Consider the following 18,162-nt stretch of genomic DNA (forward strand, 5'->3'; position numbering starts at 1 on the left):
ATCATAGACCACAGGGTTATTTTTTCGTACTTGATTTAGTTTTTCGTATTTGATTTAGCTTTTCGTACTTGATTTAATTTGTCATATTTACCTTATTATTTATCCGTGTCAGCAATGCCTCTTAAAAATTCCAAACTCGCTTCAAGGGCTTCCTCTTGCTGTGTTTGTTGGTCAATATCCGCAACCTGATCACCTTTTTGAAAACCGTAATCGCCAAACTGTGCATGATTGCCACCTTCTATTTCATGATAAAATGTATCATCTGGCAGATAGATTTTGTAGGCCTCGATTTTATCGATCCCCATATCCTTGCTACCGTAAATAGATGCCACAGGGAGGTCCACATCCTTTAGTGAATATTTCTCGCCGCCTGGGTAAGATCCCCAGAGCATTAATCCCTTAAGACCTGAATTCGAATACTGCTTCACATAACTTGCCGCCATAGCGCCACCCAAAGAATGTCCAGCGATGACCCATTCCTTGTCGGATCTTTCCTTTAATATCTTGCTTGCCGCATTCATATCAAAGATGGCAAGATTAAGGGGCATCTTTACCTCGATGACCTCATAACCATTTTCCGCAAGTTTCATTAAGAGCGGTGCATAGGCCTCCGGTTCCACCTTGCCACCTGGATAGAAAATAATCCCCAAGGGTTTTACCTCTCCAGTTGGAAAAAAGACGATATTCTTACCACTTAAGACCGTCACTTTGTCTGTACTCTGCATATCCTTCATAGCTGTCGCTTTAGGTGCATAATCAAACTGCGTCCATATATAAAATCCTAATCCTAATAAAACCAGGCCTATAATCACAATTATTAACAATCTTTTTATGACTTTATTCACACATAATCCTCCTCTTTTTCACAATTAAAGTGTGACTTTTGTGGATAAAAGACCACTTACCCACAGGTTATCCACATTTCCATACTTTTATACAGGACTTATCAACAATTTTAGAAATTCAACAAGTTGTATCTCCACAGCCATGTCAACAACAATATATTGAGTATTCCTTGAACTCTAAAGATAAAAACCATGGCACCTGTCCATCTAAAATCGGTATTGCCACGTTGAATCATAATCCAATTTGGAATTATCAACACTATCCCCACCACACTAAAGATCCTAATGAAGTTGATTACGGTCATGGTCCCAAATATAACATCCCATGCATTATAATTCATTCCTGCATAAAGAATTAGTCCTATTAAAACAGAGGTGATGAGTGTTGCGATTAATATAACGGTTCTAGGTGTATCGTGAATGCGATTGACCTTCATATTCTGCCATTTTGCCATTAAAACAATCAAGCTTAAAAGATTGAAAAAGGCTGTAAATATGAGCATGACAATCTCGACAATCAAGCTTTGGTAAAAGGGCGTTCTTTTATATATGTTATTATCGATAATCAGGTATTTGAGACGACCAAGGTCATCCAGCTTAAAGACCGCATAAGTCTTGGTTTCTTCTGAATAAAAGCTGTTAGCAGCATAAGGTACATACTTGGTCTTGCCGATATATAAGCCATCTGTCTTGTTGATTACACGGATTTGGTGGATGATCTGAGTTAACTTCTCCACCGTTTCATTGGATGAATTAAGTGGCGTAAAAGCACCAATATATTTATTTAGAGAGGGTTCCTCATATTGGACATGTGCCTCTATTGGTTTCTCATTAAAATAAGCGCTGATAATTTTCTCTGCAAGAGAAGCCCTCAGCTCTGTGTTGTCCGCATTGTAAACGATGAACATGGCAAAGTTTTCTTTGGGAATTGTCAACAGTCTTGCGTTGATGCCTGGGGTGCCACCATCCTGAAAGTAAACTTCATAACCATTAATGTTCATTATACTGAAGCCAAAGCTTCTGCCTGAGCTCAAGTCATCATTTCTTACCTGTCTCTTTAAAAATTGTTCTGATAAAACCTCATCTTGACCTGAGGTCAAAACCCTTAGGAAGTTGCCCATATCTTGCATATTGGTTAAAAAGTCATCTGAAGGTAATAGCCTAGCTTGATAGCCTTTTGTTTTGGTCTTGACACCACCAAAGACATTGTAGCCCGATATTAAGGTGCCTAAGTCGTCACTTTCCTGCAGCAACACTTTTTCAGATGTTTTCATATTGAATTGATCGGCTACGATTTTCGCCATATAACTTTCATAGGACATGCCCGTAATGGATTCGATTAATATACCCGATAGCACAGCATTTACATTAGAATAAACCGAATAGAGATTCGGTTCCACAACAGGTTCAAAGGCGTATGTGTTCATGAAGCGATCTGCTTCGCTTGCAAAAGAGCCAACAACCTTTAGAGCCTCTGGATTCAAGGTTGGACGTTGGTTAATCGCCGTATTAGCCCTAACACTGGTAAGCCCTGTGGTGTGGGTTAAAATATTTTTAAAGGTAAAGGTTTCAAAACCGGGATGCTCATTTTTGTAGGAAACCGGTAAATAGGGTCCAATCACATCATCCAGTGTCAAACCCTTTGTAGACATGGCCTTAACCAGGGCATATGCCGTAAAGGTTTTTGAGATGGAGCCCGTTTGAATCACAGTCTTTTCAAGGTCCATTTTTTCATGGTTTGCCAAGTCAGACATGCCTATGGCCGTTTCAAACTCGATTTCACCATTGACAGCGATGCTCACCATCACACCTGGTGCGTTGTATTGTATCATTTCCACTTGAATGATATTTTCTAGTGATTCAGCATCCTCGCCTTGGCCCTCAGCAAAGCCCATGACCAGCTGGAGGCTCATCAAAATTCCCATTAGACCTATAATCGCAATTTTTTTCAAAACAGATCCCCTATCTATAAAAACCAAATTGGTCAGTTTTAATTGTATACTTCATGGTGATTATAACAGATTTTTGAACATTAATCATGAAATTTTTTTTAAATATAGAAGAACAAGTCTTCCTATGGTGATTTCATGGTGCTTTATGCCATAAGATCCCTTATCACACCTTAAAAATGCGCCCTCGTATAGGACCATAAGCAGTATTTCCATAATAAAACCCCATGGACCTGAAGTTTTACTTGGGTCTATGGGGTTCTTAAATTCATATTTAGAAGCTCGCAATGACTTCCTCTGATAGTTTTTTGATGATTTCCACAGCCAAATCGATGGAATCCTTATAATCGGATACCGCCGAAAAACCATAATGTGTATGTGCATATCGTACAGGAGTCCCTAAAACAATACATGGGACGTCATATACTTGCGTTTGGATGAGTGCACCATTTGTACCGCCACCCTCTCGAACTGCTTCTTGATATGGTATTTGCGTTGCCTTTGCCGTATCAATCGCCATTTTTACAAATCTAGGATTAGACACCATGGTCTTATCCACATGTCTGATTTGAGTCCCTTTTTTTAGGGCACCTTGAGCATCATAGGCATCTCTGAAAGTATCATCAGCTGGTGTACCCTCGAAAACAATGGCGATATCCGGTTCGATTCTTTGGGCGTTTACCTTGGCCCCTCTGCCACCGATTTCCTCTTGAACTGAAATGGCACCCACCACATCAATTGGAAGGTCCATTCCCTCTATTGCTTTGAGGACTTCAACAACACAACCACAACCCAGACGGTTATCAAAAGCCTTTCCAAGCATTATGCCCATTTTCTCATTATATGAAAAAGTCACATCGGGAACAATCGGTGCCCCTAGGACGATTTTGAAATCATTCACAGCCTCTTCATATGAAGTGGCGCCAACGTCGATTACCATGTCACTGATTGGAATCAGTTGATCCGGTCCAGAGCTAAAGTGTGGCGGTTTTGATGCAACCACCCCTTCTATATATTTGCCCTCGGCATTTCGAATGCGAACCTTGTGGGCCGCGACATTTTGGGCTGACCAAGAGCCGTTGGAAACAAATCTTATGGTACCATTGGGTCTTATGGATTGGACGATAAAAGCAACCTCATCTGAATGACCGTCCAACATCAAAACCGGTTTTTCACCACTGTGATTTTTTCTGAGGATGATTAAATTCCTCATGGAATCTTCTTGAATATCGAACTGATCCTTGCAATAATCTCTAATAACCGCATTTACATCATCTTCAAAACCAGGTGCTCCATAAGCATTTGAAAGTGCTTCAACGAACTTAATTCCCATCATACCCTCCAGCATTTAAAGTAGTTTGTAGGTTTTACCAACCTTGTCGCGATAAGTTAAATCTAGATTAATATCAATACCATCTCTGATGCCTGCCTCCTCTAAAATACCGCGAACGGTCTCAAATGCAAGCTCAGGAAAGTTATTTTCCTTGCTTAAATGGGCTAATAATATGTGTTTTACTTTGCCAAAGCCAATGATTTCTCTGGCAATATAACCCGCATCCTCATTGGATAAATGGCCGTATTCACTTAAAATACGACGCTTCAAATACATGGGATATGGACCGACCTTGAGCATTTCAATATCGTGATTGGACTCAATCATCAAGAGATCACTGTCCTTGAACTTTTCCACAACTTCATCAGAAATGGTGCCAAGGTCAGTGGCAATGGCAATTTTTTTATTGCCATGCATAAGTGCATAGCAAAGTGGATCAACTGCATCATGAGAAATTCTCGCCGATTGGACAAAGATATCGCCAATTTCGATGTTATCTATGCGATCATACAAATGAAGCAAGTTCATGTCGATCTCGCCAACCTTGTTCTTAAGGGCTTCCCAGGTCTTTACAGTGACATAAAGCGGAATCTTATGACGACGCATTAAGACACCCACACCACTAATATGGTCTGAATGCTCATGTGTCAAAAGAATGCCGTTGATTTGATTTATATCCACATCTATGTTGTTTAAGGAATTCTTTATATAGCGTCCACTCATCCCCGCATCCACCAAAAGCTTGGTCCTTTCAGATGCGATAAACTGACAGTTTCCTGAACTGCCACTGGCCAATGAACAAAAAAACAATGACATATTGCCTCTTTCTATTGTGTCTCAGAAACCGCTTGAACATAATAGGTCACACCAGTTTCCAAGGTGATTTTATAGTAAGGCAAGGCCTCACCAGATACGAGGTCACTCACGAGCAAACTGCTATCGTTAAGCTTGTAACCGATTGCAATCTCTGTGATGATATCCCCTTTTTTAAAGTTCAACATCAATTCATATAATGCTTTATCTACAGAAATTATATCATATTTGGACTGAGTATTGTTATCAATAATATTTAACCATTTCCGCTTAAAGCCCACCAACTGATCGCCTTTAAAGACGAAAATCATGGCAGAATCGTCTAGGAAATAGTCCTTGTGGACCTGTTTAACACATACATAGGTCAATTGATCTTGAACGGCATAATGCTCTATGGCATAATTCTGATCCAAGTTTAAAGTCAACAAGAAATCATCACAAATCGTTTTGAGTTCCGATGCATTCTTAAGCTGATCAAAGGGAAGGTTTATGTCTATATCAAACAAGTCCACCTTTGGTCTATAGGCGTTTTTAAAGTACTCAAGCGTCGTACCCGTCAAAAGGACGGTCTTTCCCTGTGAGGTATATTCATAACCATCATACTCATAGAGGTCTCCCAAAAGGGTCTTGAGCTCGAACTCACCATAAGTATCATATTCAACATTTAGCGACGTCACCTGTTTTGGAAACTTCAAGGTCTTTGGTGAGATCATAACACCCTTTTTCTCATAAAGGGCACGTATGTTGTCTATTTTTTCAGCTTGCTCTTTCTGAAACGTCCTCTGTTCGTTGACGATCATTATTCCCAAGAGAATATTCGTCACCAAGAGGACTGCGATTAGAATGGTTTTAATTCTTGGCCAATCCATAATACTTCCTTATCTATATGACGTAATGACATCCCCAGTATAGGCATCAAAGATATAAGTTCTACCACTTATATCTACCACCCAAACGGGAATCATGTGCGTTTCATCAAGCTGGTAATAATTCATTTCAATCTTTGAAATGGCACTTCTTATAGAGAAATAATACTGGATGCTGTTCATTGAGGCATCATAAATATTATTGTCTTGAAGGTAGTATATACTCACCTCTAAGAAGTTACTGGTAATGCATTCATCAATATCAAACATTTTATCATAATCAAGAGAACGCTCTAAAATGGCATCCCCAATAAAGGATTTAACATTTTTGGTAATGTTCAAGACCTGATCGCCTTTGACGATTACCTCAATATCGGATTTTAAATTCGATTTGGGAACGACCTCATAATTGCCAAGTTTATAGTTAAATGAAAAGATGTGCTTTAAAACACCATCCACAGACTCCGATTGATAGCTTACTAGGTTTACGCCACTTGGCAGTACGCCAAACTGTTCAAGCTCACCACATGCAAGTGAGAGCGCGCCTGCCACTGAGAGATCACCATTTTCGTTTCGCTTGTATTTTTGACTGTAGGACACCACACCTTCAGGTGTAATCGTGAGAGCCTTATCGCCATAACCGTACATAAAAATAACGGAACCGTTGATATCCTCAAGGCGTTTTATAAAGTCAAACCGGTTGCCAAACACTGCTTTTGCAACTTCTCTAATCTGATCATCGAACTGGTCTGAATTAAGATTCACCTCATTTTGAACTTCTAAGTTGGGGACCAAATAATCGTACTGATATGGAATCAAAGTATAATTGAGGTAGTTCTCATTTTCACTTACTGTGCTCTCAAGACTAAAGCGATCACTCACCTTACGGTATTCTATATACTCCATGGCTTGGAGGGAACCGATTAGTTCCGGAATATCGTGGGTGAAGGTCATGCTTTGAAACTTGTAATATTTCTTGGAAGCCTCATCATATACGTAGAGCACTTGAGGTTCATCACTTATGATGAGATACTCTGTTGGCACAAAAGACGCCATTTCCGCAGGCAGTTGTCCAATCCCATAGAGTTCAGCAAGGTCCGATAAGCGCAACTCAAGAGGCATCTTCAGTAAAATACTCTTTGTTGAAAATGCCTCTACATATGTTTTTTCATCAATAATTTCAAAACTCTCATAATTGTTCAATGTGGAAAAAATATATGGCTGAACATTCGCCCAAATCTGATTTCGAATATCTTGATCATATACCTTCGTATATGACATACCCCCAAAGCTAACAAAATAACTTTGGGGGTTAATATACGAGTTTATGCTAACCGTTTTCAATTCGTTATCACTATTTTTAGCGATATTCGTTTTCAAGCCATCGTATAATACCCACCTGCTTAAAATAAGCGACATGAAAATTAGACTAATGAGAGCAATAGACTTAATACGCTCTTTCAATGTATTACTCCTTATTTCACTGTATTATCATTGATGCTGATGGCTGGTGATAGTGTTTTCAAAGTGTCATCTTCCTTTACGACTTCGAAAACCATCTCTTTGATAAAAACACCATTTTCATCATTAAATCTCAATTTATATTTTCCAACTTCAAGCTTGCCAATTTCTTTTAGATAACTTGGTTTAGAAATTTGATCTTCATAAATCGTTACTTCAAAGAGGCTTAAATAAGAGGCTTGAATCTGTTCAAAATTCTTTTTAAGGTCTGTTAAAGCCGTTTTATTACTGTTCCACTTTTTGAAAGCTTCTTGGACTTCCTTTGTTGCTTTGAGAAGATTTGCTTCCGAAAGTGTTTCTAATTTATATTTCTTATTTGCAGATGCAATTTCTGCATTTAAGGCATTGATCTTATCGACTGTTTTAAAATACTCATTGATAATACCTGTTTCTACCTTGTAATTATCATCTTCCTTGTCTTTTAAACTTACCTCGGCAACTGTATAAATCGCAGAAGGTGATTCTTTTAAAAGCGCACTTGATGACAATTTAATAATCGGTACATTTAAGTTTTTATCAAGTTCTTCTGAGAAGGGAAGCTTGTCTTCTAGTTTTACAAGTGTCAATGACAATGGATGATCCTGTACATTTGTCTTTGCCTTAACACTGATATTCACATTTAAAAAGACTGACTTATTCGCATAGAGAACATCCGTCGTCGGTTCTCCAATTATGAGCTCCTCGCCTGAAATCATGGGTGCCTGTTTGGTCTCTAAACCAAAGCACAACCCTATATTCAATATGATCAGCAGACTCAACGCCATGCTCAATAATTTACGCCCCATTTTAAAGATTCCTCCACCGTTCGCTTTAATTAAACTTATCACTCTACAATTATACAACATCATTATTACAGTAAGATTACATAAGATTTAAAATGACATTACACATTTAAAGTCTCATTAAAGGGAAGGGAAATTGTGACTTTTGTCCCAAAGCCATACTCTGACGTTATACCTATCTTTCCGTGATGTGCCTCGACGATTTCCTTGGCGATTGAAAGCCCTAGACCAGTTCCGCCAAGTGCTCTCGACCTCGCTTTATCCACACGGTAAAAACGCTCGTAAATTCTCTCGAGGTCCTCTTCGGGAATACCCATACCAGTATCGGTGACTACGATGTCGAACCATTCTGGCGTCTCACCTAATCTAAGGTCGATTTCTATGGTCCCGTCATCCCCAGTGTATTTAATGGCATTCGATAATATATTGAGAACAACCTGTTCAATCTTATCGTAATCAAACATCGCAATCATTGGATTTTCAGGCAATTGTTTGATTATGGTCTGACGTTTCTGGTCAGCTGTTACCTTGACCTTCAAAATACAGCTGTTGATCATTTGATTTAGATTATATTCACTCTTTTTAAGTCTTACAGCATCCGAGTCAAAATTACTGAGTTCTAGAAGGTCCCTAACAAGTCGTGACATACGGTCTGCTTCTGTATTGACAACCTCAAGAAAGGTGCGCTGCATCTCTGGATCATCCACAGCGCCATCTAAAATCGTTTCTGTATAGCTTTTGATACTGGTAAGTGGTGTTTTTAGCTCATGTGAAACATTGGCAACAAACTCACGTCTCATATTATCAAGGCGTTCTTCTTCCGTAATATCTTGAAGTACAAAAACTGCCCCAACTTTAACAGACCGTTCGTCTAAGAAGGGCGCAAAATTCACTTTTAAAACACGTTGATTGTACTTGACATTTTTAGTGCCTATGCCGTTGGTCAATCTACCGGAGTTGTAAATGGACATCAAATCCCCAATAATGTCTTGGTCCAAGACCTCATTGAATCCCAAGAGTTTAAGGGCCTTAGGATTGTGGTGGATAACGTCCCCCTTCTCATTGATGGCCACAAGACCATCTTCCATATAGTTGATAATGGCTTCAAGCTTACTCTTCTCTCTAGACACCTCACTAATACCCTTTTTCAGCTCCAGGGTTAAAAAGTTGAAGGTCTTTGAAAGCGTACCAATCTCATCATCTGAACGTACTTCAACCATCTGGTCGAAATTCCCCTCAGCAAGTTTGGATGCCTTGATGGTAATGTCGTTGATGGGATCTGTGATACTCTTAGAAATAATAAAGCCGATGATAATGGTCACCACAAGGGACGTCAAAATAGCCTGAAGGATGATCATACGGGTCTTGTTCAGACTGGTATAGATGTCCAATAGGTCATATCTTAAGTACATCAGTCCCACAAGTTCATCTGAAAAAATAATCGGATAGACCTTGTCCTTGGTCCTGACGTGTTCTGATACCTGTATGTTTTTTTCGACTTCCTTGCCAAGTAAGCCGTCTATCACAAGCCCATCATCCAATATATCGGATATGTCACCGTTAAAACTTTCAGAACTGGATGCGATAATTTGCTGGCTTTCTGAGTCAATTATGAAAATTTCTTCTCTAAGTCCAATATTGGCATGATTATCTATGGATGCTTGGATAAGCTCTTTATTCTCCACCAGATCACGGTCCTCAATTTTAGAAAGCTCAGATATCATAATCTGAGCTATATCATCTAATCTTTCAGATGCAATGTTGAGGTTGTAATCCTCAAAGGATTGAATTATAAAGATACCGGCAATAATCATGGCAATGAACACAAGCAAGAAATAAATAATTGTAAATCTTGATCTAATGCTTGTAAACATTAAGCCTCCTGTGTTTTCATAACAAACGCCAATTGTAGGCCAAAATCGACTCAATTGGCATTCACTGAGGTTTGATTAATTCTTTTTAAAGTAGTATCCAACACCACGTTTTGTCATAATATAGGTTGGTTCACTTGAATCATCCTCAACTTTTTCTCTGAGCCTTCTCACGGTAACATCAACGGTTCTAATATCGCCAAAGTACTCATATCCCCAAACATCCTTCAAAAGCTGTTCACGGGTAAAAATTTGATTGGATTGTGTTGCCAAGAATTTAAGAAGTTCAAACTCTCTCAAAGTCAATTCAATCACTTCATTATCCTTTTTAACTTCATAGCGGTCTAAATCAATGGTCAATTTACCTGTTACGATGACATTGCTGCCACCCGAGTCCACATCAAGAAATTCCACTCTTCGGATATTTGCCTTTACACGTGCGATCAGCTCTCTCATCCCAAATGGTTTTGTTATATAATCATCCGCACCCAGCTCAAAGCCAAGCACCTTATCTACTTCTTCTTCTTTAGCGGTCAACATGATAATCGGCATATTGAAGCTCTCTCTTATTTTTCGACACACTTGAAAGCCATCTAGTTTTGGCAGCATGACATCCAACAAAACCAAATCCGGTTGAAATTGATAAACCTTTTTAAGTGCTTCATCACCATCGAATGCCGTGTCAATTTCATAGCCTTCTTTAGATAAATTAAACTTGATAATATCTGAGATCGGTTTTTCATCATCTACAATTAATATCTTTTTACTCATGTTTTCGCCCCCTTAGCGTATGGTTTTCTAATCTATTTATTGAATCCTATTTTTTGTCTTATTTGTTTGTCTTATTTGTTTACAGCTAATACCATTATATCTTATTCTTTTAAAGGTTTAAAGCCTTTAAAAAAAGGAAGTATAGCTTCAGCCTATACTTCCTTATACTCAATTTAAAATTTTACGTAATTTCTTGGGTTCTGTGGAACGCCATTTTTTCGGACTTCAAAGTGAAGGTGTGGTCCAGTACTTCTACCTGTGTTACCACTTTTCGCTATGAGCTGCCCCTTGTAAACCTTATCGCCTTTTTTAACCAAGAGCTTGCTGTTATGACCATATAGTGTAGATATGTTACCACCATGATCGATGATTACATAATTTCCATATGAACTGCTGTAGCCTGCAAAGGTTACAACGCCGCCATCAGCAGCCTTAATATCTGATCCAACTGGTAAGCCAACATCTATACCCTCATGGCGTTTACCCCATCTCCAACCGAATTCAGATGTAACTGATCCCCTTGAAGTTGGTTTAGAAAGGACACCAGTTCCCATTCTTGGCGGTGGATCTTTCGTACCCTTGTAAACCACTTTGTCAACTGGTTCAGAAATTAACGTTTCTTCAACGATGATTCGTCCGATTTCCCTACCGTTTTGACGTGTCACCTTAGCGACAACTGCCTTTTCACCTAGAACACCTTTGACTTTGGTCTTAGATTCATCCTTATAGAGTGAGCTGGTTTCCTCGTAAGTGACGTTAAATGGTACTTCTGTATTATAAGCCGCTTGCTCTACTGTGCAAACGCTAATTAACGGTTTTGGTACAACCAAACTAATCTTTTGACCAATTTGCAATGTTTCAGGTTTTACAGTTGGATTTGCCTTCTCTAAATCCGAAGGATTAATGCCATAGTAATTTGCAATCACCCAATAGTTTTCACCTTTTTGAACTTCATGTAATTTCTCTTCTTTAGTGCCTTTTATAATGAAAGCAAGCGCTGCTTCCAATTCATCATAACCACTAAACTTCGTAATATCAACGTAGCCTTTAACAACTTCTACCTTTTCGCTGAAATAAGCATCTAATATTTCAACTTCTGTGTTGCTTGTATAGAGTTCTTTTAAGTTCGTCAATAATTGATTGGCTTCTGCTTCCGTCTTGAAATTCGTAAGAACCTTGCCATTCGCCACGACTTGATAAGATTCAAGGCTTGTAAAGCTTAAATTATCGATATGTGGTTTTTCAGCTAAGGGTTCTAAAGCGACATTCTTTTCTGCTACAGAAACATAATGCGCTTCACCAGTTGCAAGATCTACCGTAGGTGCCTTCTGAATATGTGTGACTGCATAGCCACCACCAAAGATAACTGCAACTGCTGCAACGATTGATACCGCTGCAACCTTATGGGTGTTCATAAGTTCTAAATATCTTTCAACAATTGAAATTGCACGCTTCTTAAAATCACCATTGATGAAATTAAATCCTGTGTCTTTCTTAGCTGTATACGTCTGTTTTTTTGACTTCTTAGATTTCGAACTAGCATTTTTATAGTACGGATTTGCCTTTTGCTTTTTGGACACCTGTGTATCCTTCACCAGCTTTAAGTTTAAAGCGGTTTTCCAGTCTTTCGATTTCACGTATTTTACAAGCTTATTGAAGCCCACCATCAACATATAAACTGGGTAAAACAACATGGCAATGATTCTTGCCAGCCATTCTAAGGCTTTTTCTTTTCGCGTAATTCTCTGATTGCCCTTTATATATGTTTTCTGAGGTGTTCTCTTATAGACTTGCTTCTGATACGTACGATTGTTGTTCGGTTTCCCCATCCTATACTCCTTTTAAGTAAGTGGTCTAGTACTATCTCTCTCTAAATCTACAAAAATACCTATCTCATTATATCACATGAATATATAGAGATAAATGTTTTAATTTCTTAAATTTTTCAAAAATCACTGTGAATACAATATGTAGATAATCTTACACCTCAAACAACAACATTATGGGGTTTTAATTGATAAAAAAACAATAATTCGTCTTACTGATTTTTATGACAGTGTCTATATGAATGGCTTTATGCTATAATGTTGCTAAACTGGCATCAGAATTCAAAGATAAAGGAGAACTAAAATGGGTTTTTATCGAAAAATACCTTCATTTGATATTGGCGAACTCAACATTGAAAACTTATTTATTACGGATTTTCTACCTTTAGCCAGTGGTACCTACGTAAAGGTTTATTTGATGGGCCTTCTTTTTTCCAAAGAGGAAAATACAAATTACAGATTCGACAATGCCGTATTGGCGAACACCTTGAAATTACCACTGGAGGACATCCACGAAGCTTGGTCCTACTGGGAGGGCAAGAAACTTATCAAAAGACACTATCACGAAGATCAGACCGCTTATGATGTTGAGTTTTTATCACTTAGAGAACTTTATATTTTAGATAACTTTGTTTCTAAGTCCGCCACACCTTCACAAGCTGCATCCGCAAAGAATGCAACCTTCGTCAAAGAAAACGAAAAATTCAAGGCCCTATGTACGCGAATCGAGAAAATCATTGCCACACCGCTAAAGCACGCTGACTACAGAAAAATCAATGATTTCTATACACATTATTACAAGGATGCCGACATTATCGTAAGGGCATTTGAATACAACTATATAGAAAGAAACATTCGAAACATAAAAGCAATTGATTCATTACTCAACTCTTGGATTGACCAAGGCCTCAATTCTATTGAAGCCATTGACAATGCCATTTTGATTTCGAATGAGCGTTTTAAAGTTTACAAGGAAGTTTTGAGACTTCTCGGTATGTCCTTTAGAATGGCAAACCAGGCTGAAAAGGAAGCCATTAACCGCTGGCTAGACGATTATCACTTTGAGGCAAAGGACCTTTACGAGCTCATCAAACACTTCTCAAAGAGCACCATGAACATGAATTTCAATTATATTGAAACCCGTTTGAAGGATCTACACGGTAAGGGCATCCTGACCTTTGATGCCTTTAAGTTGACGGCAAAGCCTGAAAATAGCGATACTCAGAAATCCACGCCTGCCAAATCAAGAAAAAAACAATATACCATCGAAAAAGAACGTACTTATTCTGAGGATGAACTTGAAGATCTCTTGCTCAGAAAAGGCAAAAACTTAAAGTAAGTGAGGTTTTCATTATATGAATACATCAAATCCATACAGAGCCATATTTGAAAATTATAAGCGTCAGCAAGATCTAAATAAATACGATCGAAAAATGAGAAAGCTCGCACTTTACGAACGCTTTCCTAGGCTTCAGGAAATTGATTTGCACATGAGCCAAATTGGGGCTGAAATCTCAAAGGCAATCATGAAATCACCCCAGGACGCTGAGATTATGCTTCAGGAACTCAAGCTATCACTGGATACTCTGAAATCGGAAAAAGCCATGATTATGATCAACAACAATATCCCATCCGACTATCTAGAGCTCCATCCAAAATGCTCTAAGTGCAATGATACAGGCTATTTGGAAACCAACGAAAGATGCCCTTGCTTTAACCAAAAGCTCATCAGTGTTGCCTACCAGATGTCCAACATAGAGACGCAGATGGAAAAACAAAACTTTGATCATTTCAATCTGAACGTCTTCTCAAATGAACCTTTGGCAAAGGAGAAACTCACACAGAGGGAAAACATGATGCAGATCCTCTCAGAGAGTGAGGCCTTCGTGAAATCTTTCCCCAACAATAAAAATCTTCTCTTCTTCGGGTCTAGCGGGCTGGGAAAAACCTACCTATGCAACTCAATTGCCAAATCTTTGCTGGATAAAGGGTATTCTGTCATCTATCAGACACCCTTTGGCATCATTAACATTCTGGAAAAGAAGACCTTTACAGACAAGGACAATGAGTTTATACAGATGGCTTATGACCAGCTTTTTAACTGCGACCTACTCATTATCGATGACCTCGGTACAGAAACAGCCAACAATTTCACCATCAATGAATTTTACAATATCCTCAACACCCGTATCATTAATGAGAAGAGTATCATCATCTCTACCAATATAAAGCTTTCTGAAATTGCATCCTTCTATAACGACCGTATTGATTCACGAATCAAGGGGCATTTTGAACTCATTAAGTTTTATGGCCCAGATGTCCGATGGGAAGTATAAGCCCTTTATCATTCATTGAATTAGAATACTTTCTCATACTTTGAATCAAAATACTTTCTCATTCATTAACCAATATAAGATTGTAATACTACAATCGGCAATTCAATCACACATTCAAAACTGCAAGTCTCTTTGCAGTTTTTGTCATTTTTGAAATAATTTCATACAAAAGTACGACTCAGAAAGACTTTTTTTAGAATGATCTCACTCATTTTGAAAGAAGTCTTTTAAAATGTTGCAAAAAAGTTTTTTTTTATGGAAAATCCTATTGACATCAAAATTGCATTATGTATAATTGTATACAATTATATTGTGTACAAAAGGAGGCCTACCTATGAAATCTCTATTTGATAAAATCATTGAAGCTCATCTTATTTCTAAAACAGAAGATGAAATTTGTATTAAGGTTCATCAAACACTCACACAGGATACGACTGGCACCATGGCATATCTTCAGCTTGAAGCCATGGAGATTGATAAAGTGGCTACTGAGCTTTCTGTTGCTTATATCGATCACAACACCCTTCAAACGGTTACTGAAAATGCAGACGATCATGAGTATATCAGATCTTGTGCAGATCGATTTGGCATCGTCCTTTCCAAGGCTGGTAGTGGCATTTGCCATCAAGTGCATTTAGAGCGATTTGCAAAGCCGACTAAGGTGCTATTAGGCTCTGATAGTCACACCCCTACAGCAGGTGGTATCGGCATGCTTGCCATTGGTGCAGGCGGACTTGATGTTGCAACCGCCATGGCAACTGGAAAATACTTTATTCGAAATCCTAAAAAAATGAAAATTCAGCTCGAAGGCACGCCGGCACCGGGTGTCACTGCTAAAGATATCATTTTGACAATTTTAAAAAGGCTCACTGTAAAAGGTGGGGTTGGCTATATTATTGAATACGGCGGAGATGGTGTTCGTACACTTGATGTACCAGATCGAGCAGTACTTACCAACATGGGGGCAGAACTTGGGGCAACAACTTCTATTTTTCCAAGTGATTCCATCACACACGCTTTTTTAAAAAGACAAAATAGAGAAAGTGATTTTATGCCCTTATATGCTGAAGAAAATGCCGAATACGATGATATCCTTGTGGTCAATCTTGGTGAATTAATCCCAATGGTTGCCATGCCACATTCTCCAGATAATGTCGGATCGGTTGCTGAAATAGAAGGCTTAAAGGTCAATCAGGTTGCCATTGGCTCTTGTACCAATGCCTCCTTTTCAGACTTGATGCAAGTGGCATCACTCCTCAAAGATAAGCAAATCGCACCACATGTAAGTCTATCCATTACACCAGGTTCAAGCAATGTTTATTCAATGCTCGCAGAAAACGGCGCCTTATCCCACATGATCAAAGCTGGCGCACGTATTTTAGAACCTTCTTGTGGCCCATGCATTGGCATGGGACAAGCACCAATCAGTGATGGTGTTTCACTAAGAACCTTTAACCGTAACTTCAAGGGGCGTTGCGGTACACCTTCAGCCGGTGTCTATCTCGTGAGTCCACTTACGGCAGCATTATCTGCCATCGCAGGTAAAGTCGTTGCCCCTAAAGCAACAGAAGTCATAGCGCTTCCAAAAAAATTCACGACAAATGACAGCTTCCTCGTTAAACCTACGCTTAAGGGCGAAATTGTTAGAGGGCCAAACATCAAGCCGCTACCAGACAGCTTCGATGTAAAATCACTTAAGACCCTTACGGTGGGCTTAATCACTGAAGACAATATCACCACAGATGACATTGTACCTTCTACATCTAGCTTGCTACCTTTCCGGTCAAATATTCCACATCTTTCGAATCACTGTTTTGTTGGGATTGATCCTCTGTTCCCAGAAAGATGTATGGCTCTTGATGATGTTCTCATTGTTGGGGGTAAAAATTATGGTCAGGGGTCTAGTCGAGAACATGCAGCACTTGTACCACTTTATTTGAAAGTTCGTCTTGTCTTGGCCAAGTCCTTTGCGAGAATTCACCGTTCAAACCTCATCAATGCAGGTATCGTGCCTTTGACCTTTAAGGTCGAGGAGGATTACGATCTCGTCAAACCGGACATGACCTTTGAAATTATAAATCTTGAGGCTGCAATTTTAAGTGATTCAGATGCCATATTAAAGTATGGTGATTTAGAAATTAAAGCAAGCTTCACAGGTTCAGATCGAGAAAAACAGATCCTCATGAATCAAGGTTATCTCAATTACATTAAAAACGGAGGCTTATCATGAAAATTACACTCATAAAAGGAGATGGCATCGGCCCTGAAGTAACTGAAAGTGCCAAAGCCATTATAGATGCAGCCCTTAATCGCTACAGCCAAACGACCATCGACTGGGAAGCCTTTGATGTGTTAGATGGACAACTGACAGACGCACTCTTTCAGAGTCTTGAAACCAATAAAGTGGCACTTAAGGGGCCGATTACAACGCCAATTGGCTTTGGTTTTAAGAGTATCAATGTCTTCTTAAGACAAAAATACGACCTCTATGCCAATGTAAGACCTATTAAGAAAATTATTCCAACACGTTATACCGAACCGATTGACCTCGTCATTTTCAGAGAAAATACAGAAGGCCTATACGCAGGGATAGAGCATGTTATATCTGAAGATCACATTGTCGCTGAAAAAGTCACCACGCGAAAAGCATCTAAACGCATAGCCGTTTCCGCTTTTGAACACGCTTTGAAATTGAATGCCGATTCAATCACAGTGGTTCACAAGGCCAACATCTTAAAGAAATGTGACGGTCTCTTCCTCGACACTGTAAGGGCGGTTTCCAAGGACTATCCTAGTGTCGCCCTCAAAGAAATGATTGTGGACAACACCGCCATGCAAATGGTCATTAAGCCCTCTCAGTTCGGGATCATGGTAACCACTAATCTCTATGGTGATATTCTGTCGGACCTTGCTGCTGGCTTAATTGGCGGCTTAGGGCTGGCACCATCTGCCAACATTGGGGAAGAAATGGCCATCTTTGAACCCGTTCACGGTAGTGCCCCTGACATTGCAGGCCAAGATTTAGCAAATCCTGTAGCTTGTATTTTATCCGGTGTTCTCATGCTAGAACATCTTGGGGAAATGGCTGCTGCAAAAGCAATCACTGATGCGGTAACAAAAACACTTAATCAACAAGATACAAGAACGAAAGACTTAGGTGGTACCTTATCCACCACTGAATTTACAAAGCAAATCATAACCAACCTATAAGCAGCAATCTATCATCTATATTCAAGATTCAAGATTCAA

Annotated in this window: 14 protein-coding genes; 4 read left to right on the forward strand and 10 right to left on the reverse strand. The window is 39.1% G+C overall.

Features of this window, described 5'->3' with window-relative positions; genetic code table 11:
* Positions 1-95 precede the first annotated feature (95 nt).
* The 10 genes from AC220I_RS07900 to AC220I_RS07945 all read right to left on the reverse strand — a co-directional run bounded on the left by AC220I_RS07900 (position 96) and on the right by AC220I_RS07945 (position 12,580).
* A complete protein-coding gene (locus tag AC220I_RS07900; protein ID WP_486723271.1) occupies positions 96-845 on the reverse strand; it encodes an alpha/beta hydrolase in 750 nt (249 codons plus the stop codon).
* A gap of 110 nt (positions 846-955) precedes the next feature.
* Positions 956-2,797 carry a serine hydrolase domain-containing protein gene (locus tag AC220I_RS07905; protein ID WP_486723272.1) on the reverse strand — a complete coding sequence of 614 codons (1,842 nt, stop codon included), beginning with the start codon at positions 2,795-2,797 and terminating at the stop codon, positions 956-958.
* 271 nt (positions 2,798-3,068) lie between these two features.
* A complete protein-coding gene (locus AC220I_RS07910) occupies positions 3,069-4,127 on the reverse strand; it encodes a M42 family metallopeptidase (protein ID WP_486723273.1) in 1,059 nt (352 codons plus the stop codon).
* Positions 4,128-4,142: 15 nt separating this feature from the next.
* Positions 4,143-4,943, reverse strand: coding sequence for an MBL fold metallo-hydrolase (locus AC220I_RS07915; RefSeq protein ID WP_486723274.1), 801 nt, complete (start codon positions 4,941-4,943; stop codon positions 4,143-4,145).
* Positions 4,944-4,954: 11 nt separating this feature from the next.
* Positions 4,955-5,809 carry a two-component system regulatory protein YycI gene (locus tag AC220I_RS07920; protein WP_486723275.1) on the reverse strand — a complete coding sequence of 285 codons (855 nt, stop codon included), beginning with the start codon at positions 5,807-5,809 and terminating at the stop codon, positions 4,955-4,957.
* A 9-nt stretch (positions 5,810-5,818) separates the two neighbouring features.
* Positions 5,819-7,087, reverse strand: a complete 1,269-nt coding sequence (locus AC220I_RS07925) for a hypothetical protein (protein ID WP_486723276.1) — start codon at positions 7,085-7,087, stop codon at positions 5,819-5,821.
* A 194-nt stretch (positions 7,088-7,281) separates the two neighbouring features.
* Entirely contained in the window at positions 7,282-8,112 is an 831-nt protein-coding gene (locus AC220I_RS07930) for a hypothetical protein (RefSeq protein ID WP_486723277.1), read from the reverse strand.
* Positions 8,113-8,210: 98 nt separating this feature from the next.
* Entirely contained in the window at positions 8,211-9,983 is a 1,773-nt protein-coding gene (locus AC220I_RS07935; protein WP_486723278.1) for an ATP-binding protein, read from the reverse strand.
* 75 nt (positions 9,984-10,058) lie between these two features.
* Positions 10,059-10,751, reverse strand: coding sequence for a response regulator YycF (gene yycF, locus AC220I_RS07940; RefSeq protein WP_486723279.1), 693 nt, complete (start codon positions 10,749-10,751; stop codon positions 10,059-10,061).
* A gap of 173 nt (positions 10,752-10,924) precedes the next feature.
* The gene (locus AC220I_RS07945) at positions 10,925-12,580 is read right to left on the reverse strand and encodes a peptidoglycan DD-metalloendopeptidase family protein (RefSeq protein ID WP_486723280.1); all 1,656 of its coding nucleotides are present in this window, start codon (positions 12,578-12,580) and stop codon (positions 10,925-10,927) included.
* A 301-nt stretch (positions 12,581-12,881) separates the two neighbouring features.
* Between AC220I_RS07945 and AC220I_RS07950 the strand changes: the two genes are divergently transcribed.
* The 4 genes from AC220I_RS07950 (at position 12,882) to AC220I_RS07965 (ending at position 18,123) form a co-directional block, all read left to right on the forward strand.
* Positions 12,882-13,916, forward strand: a complete 1,035-nt coding sequence (locus tag AC220I_RS07950) for a DnaD domain-containing protein (RefSeq protein WP_486723281.1) — start codon at positions 12,882-12,884, stop codon at positions 13,914-13,916.
* 16 nt (positions 13,917-13,932) lie between these two features.
* On the forward strand, positions 13,933-14,913 hold the full coding sequence (locus AC220I_RS07955; protein WP_486723282.1) for an ATP-binding protein: 981 nt from the start codon (positions 13,933-13,935) through the stop codon (positions 14,911-14,913).
* Between the two features lie 334 nt (positions 14,914-15,247).
* A complete protein-coding gene (locus tag AC220I_RS07960; RefSeq protein ID WP_486723283.1) occupies positions 15,248-17,143 on the forward strand; it encodes an aconitate hydratase in 1,896 nt (631 codons plus the stop codon).
* Positions 17,140-18,123: an isocitrate/isopropylmalate dehydrogenase family protein gene (locus AC220I_RS07965; protein WP_486723284.1), complete on the forward strand. Its 984-nt coding sequence runs from the start codon at positions 17,140-17,142 to the stop codon at positions 18,121-18,123. The genes AC220I_RS07960 and AC220I_RS07965 overlap by 4 nt, the downstream gene beginning before the upstream one ends.
* The last annotated feature ends 39 nt before the right edge of the window (positions 18,124-18,162 follow it).

The organism is Fusibacter sp. (genome assembly GCF_057447755.1).

Bases quoted from the DNA above. Each gene is read 5' to 3' on its own strand.
- AC220I_RS07930 (WP_486723277.1), bottom strand. From the start codon at position 8,112: ATGGGGCGTAAATTATTGAGCATGGCGTTGAGTCTGCTGATCATATTG.
- AC220I_RS07915 (WP_486723274.1), bottom strand. From the start codon at position 4,943: ATGTCATTGTTTTTTTGTTCATTGGCCAGTGGCAGTTCAGGAAACTGT.
- AC220I_RS07920 (WP_486723275.1), bottom strand. From the start codon at position 5,809: ATGGATTGGCCAAGAATTAAAACCATTCTAATCGCAGTCCTCTTGGTG.
- AC220I_RS07945 (WP_486723280.1), bottom strand. From the start codon at position 12,580: ATGGGGAAACCGAACAACAATCGTACGTATCAGAAGCAAGTCTATAAG.
- AC220I_RS07935 (WP_486723278.1), bottom strand. From the start codon at position 9,983: ATGTTTACAAGCATTAGATCAAGATTTACAATTATTTATTTCTTGCTT.
- AC220I_RS07925 (WP_486723276.1), bottom strand. From the start codon at position 7,087: ATGTCATATACGAAGGTATATGATCAAGATATTCGAAATCAGATTTGG.
- AC220I_RS07910 (WP_486723273.1), bottom strand. From the start codon at position 4,127: ATGGGAATTAAGTTCGTTGAAGCACTTTCAAATGCTTATGGAGCACCT.
- AC220I_RS07955 (WP_486723282.1), top strand. From the start codon at position 13,933: ATGAATACATCAAATCCATACAGAGCCATATTTGAAAATTATAAGCGT.
- AC220I_RS07960 (WP_486723283.1), top strand. From the start codon at position 15,248: ATGAAATCTCTATTTGATAAAATCATTGAAGCTCATCTTATTTCTAAA.
- AC220I_RS07950 (WP_486723281.1), top strand. From the start codon at position 12,882: ATGGGTTTTTATCGAAAAATACCTTCATTTGATATTGGCGAACTCAAC.
- yycF (WP_486723279.1), bottom strand. From the start codon at position 10,751: ATGAGTAAAAAGATATTAATTGTAGATGATGAAAAACCGATCTCAGAT.
- AC220I_RS07965 (WP_486723284.1), top strand. From the start codon at position 17,140: ATGAAAATTACACTCATAAAAGGAGATGGCATCGGCCCTGAAGTAACT.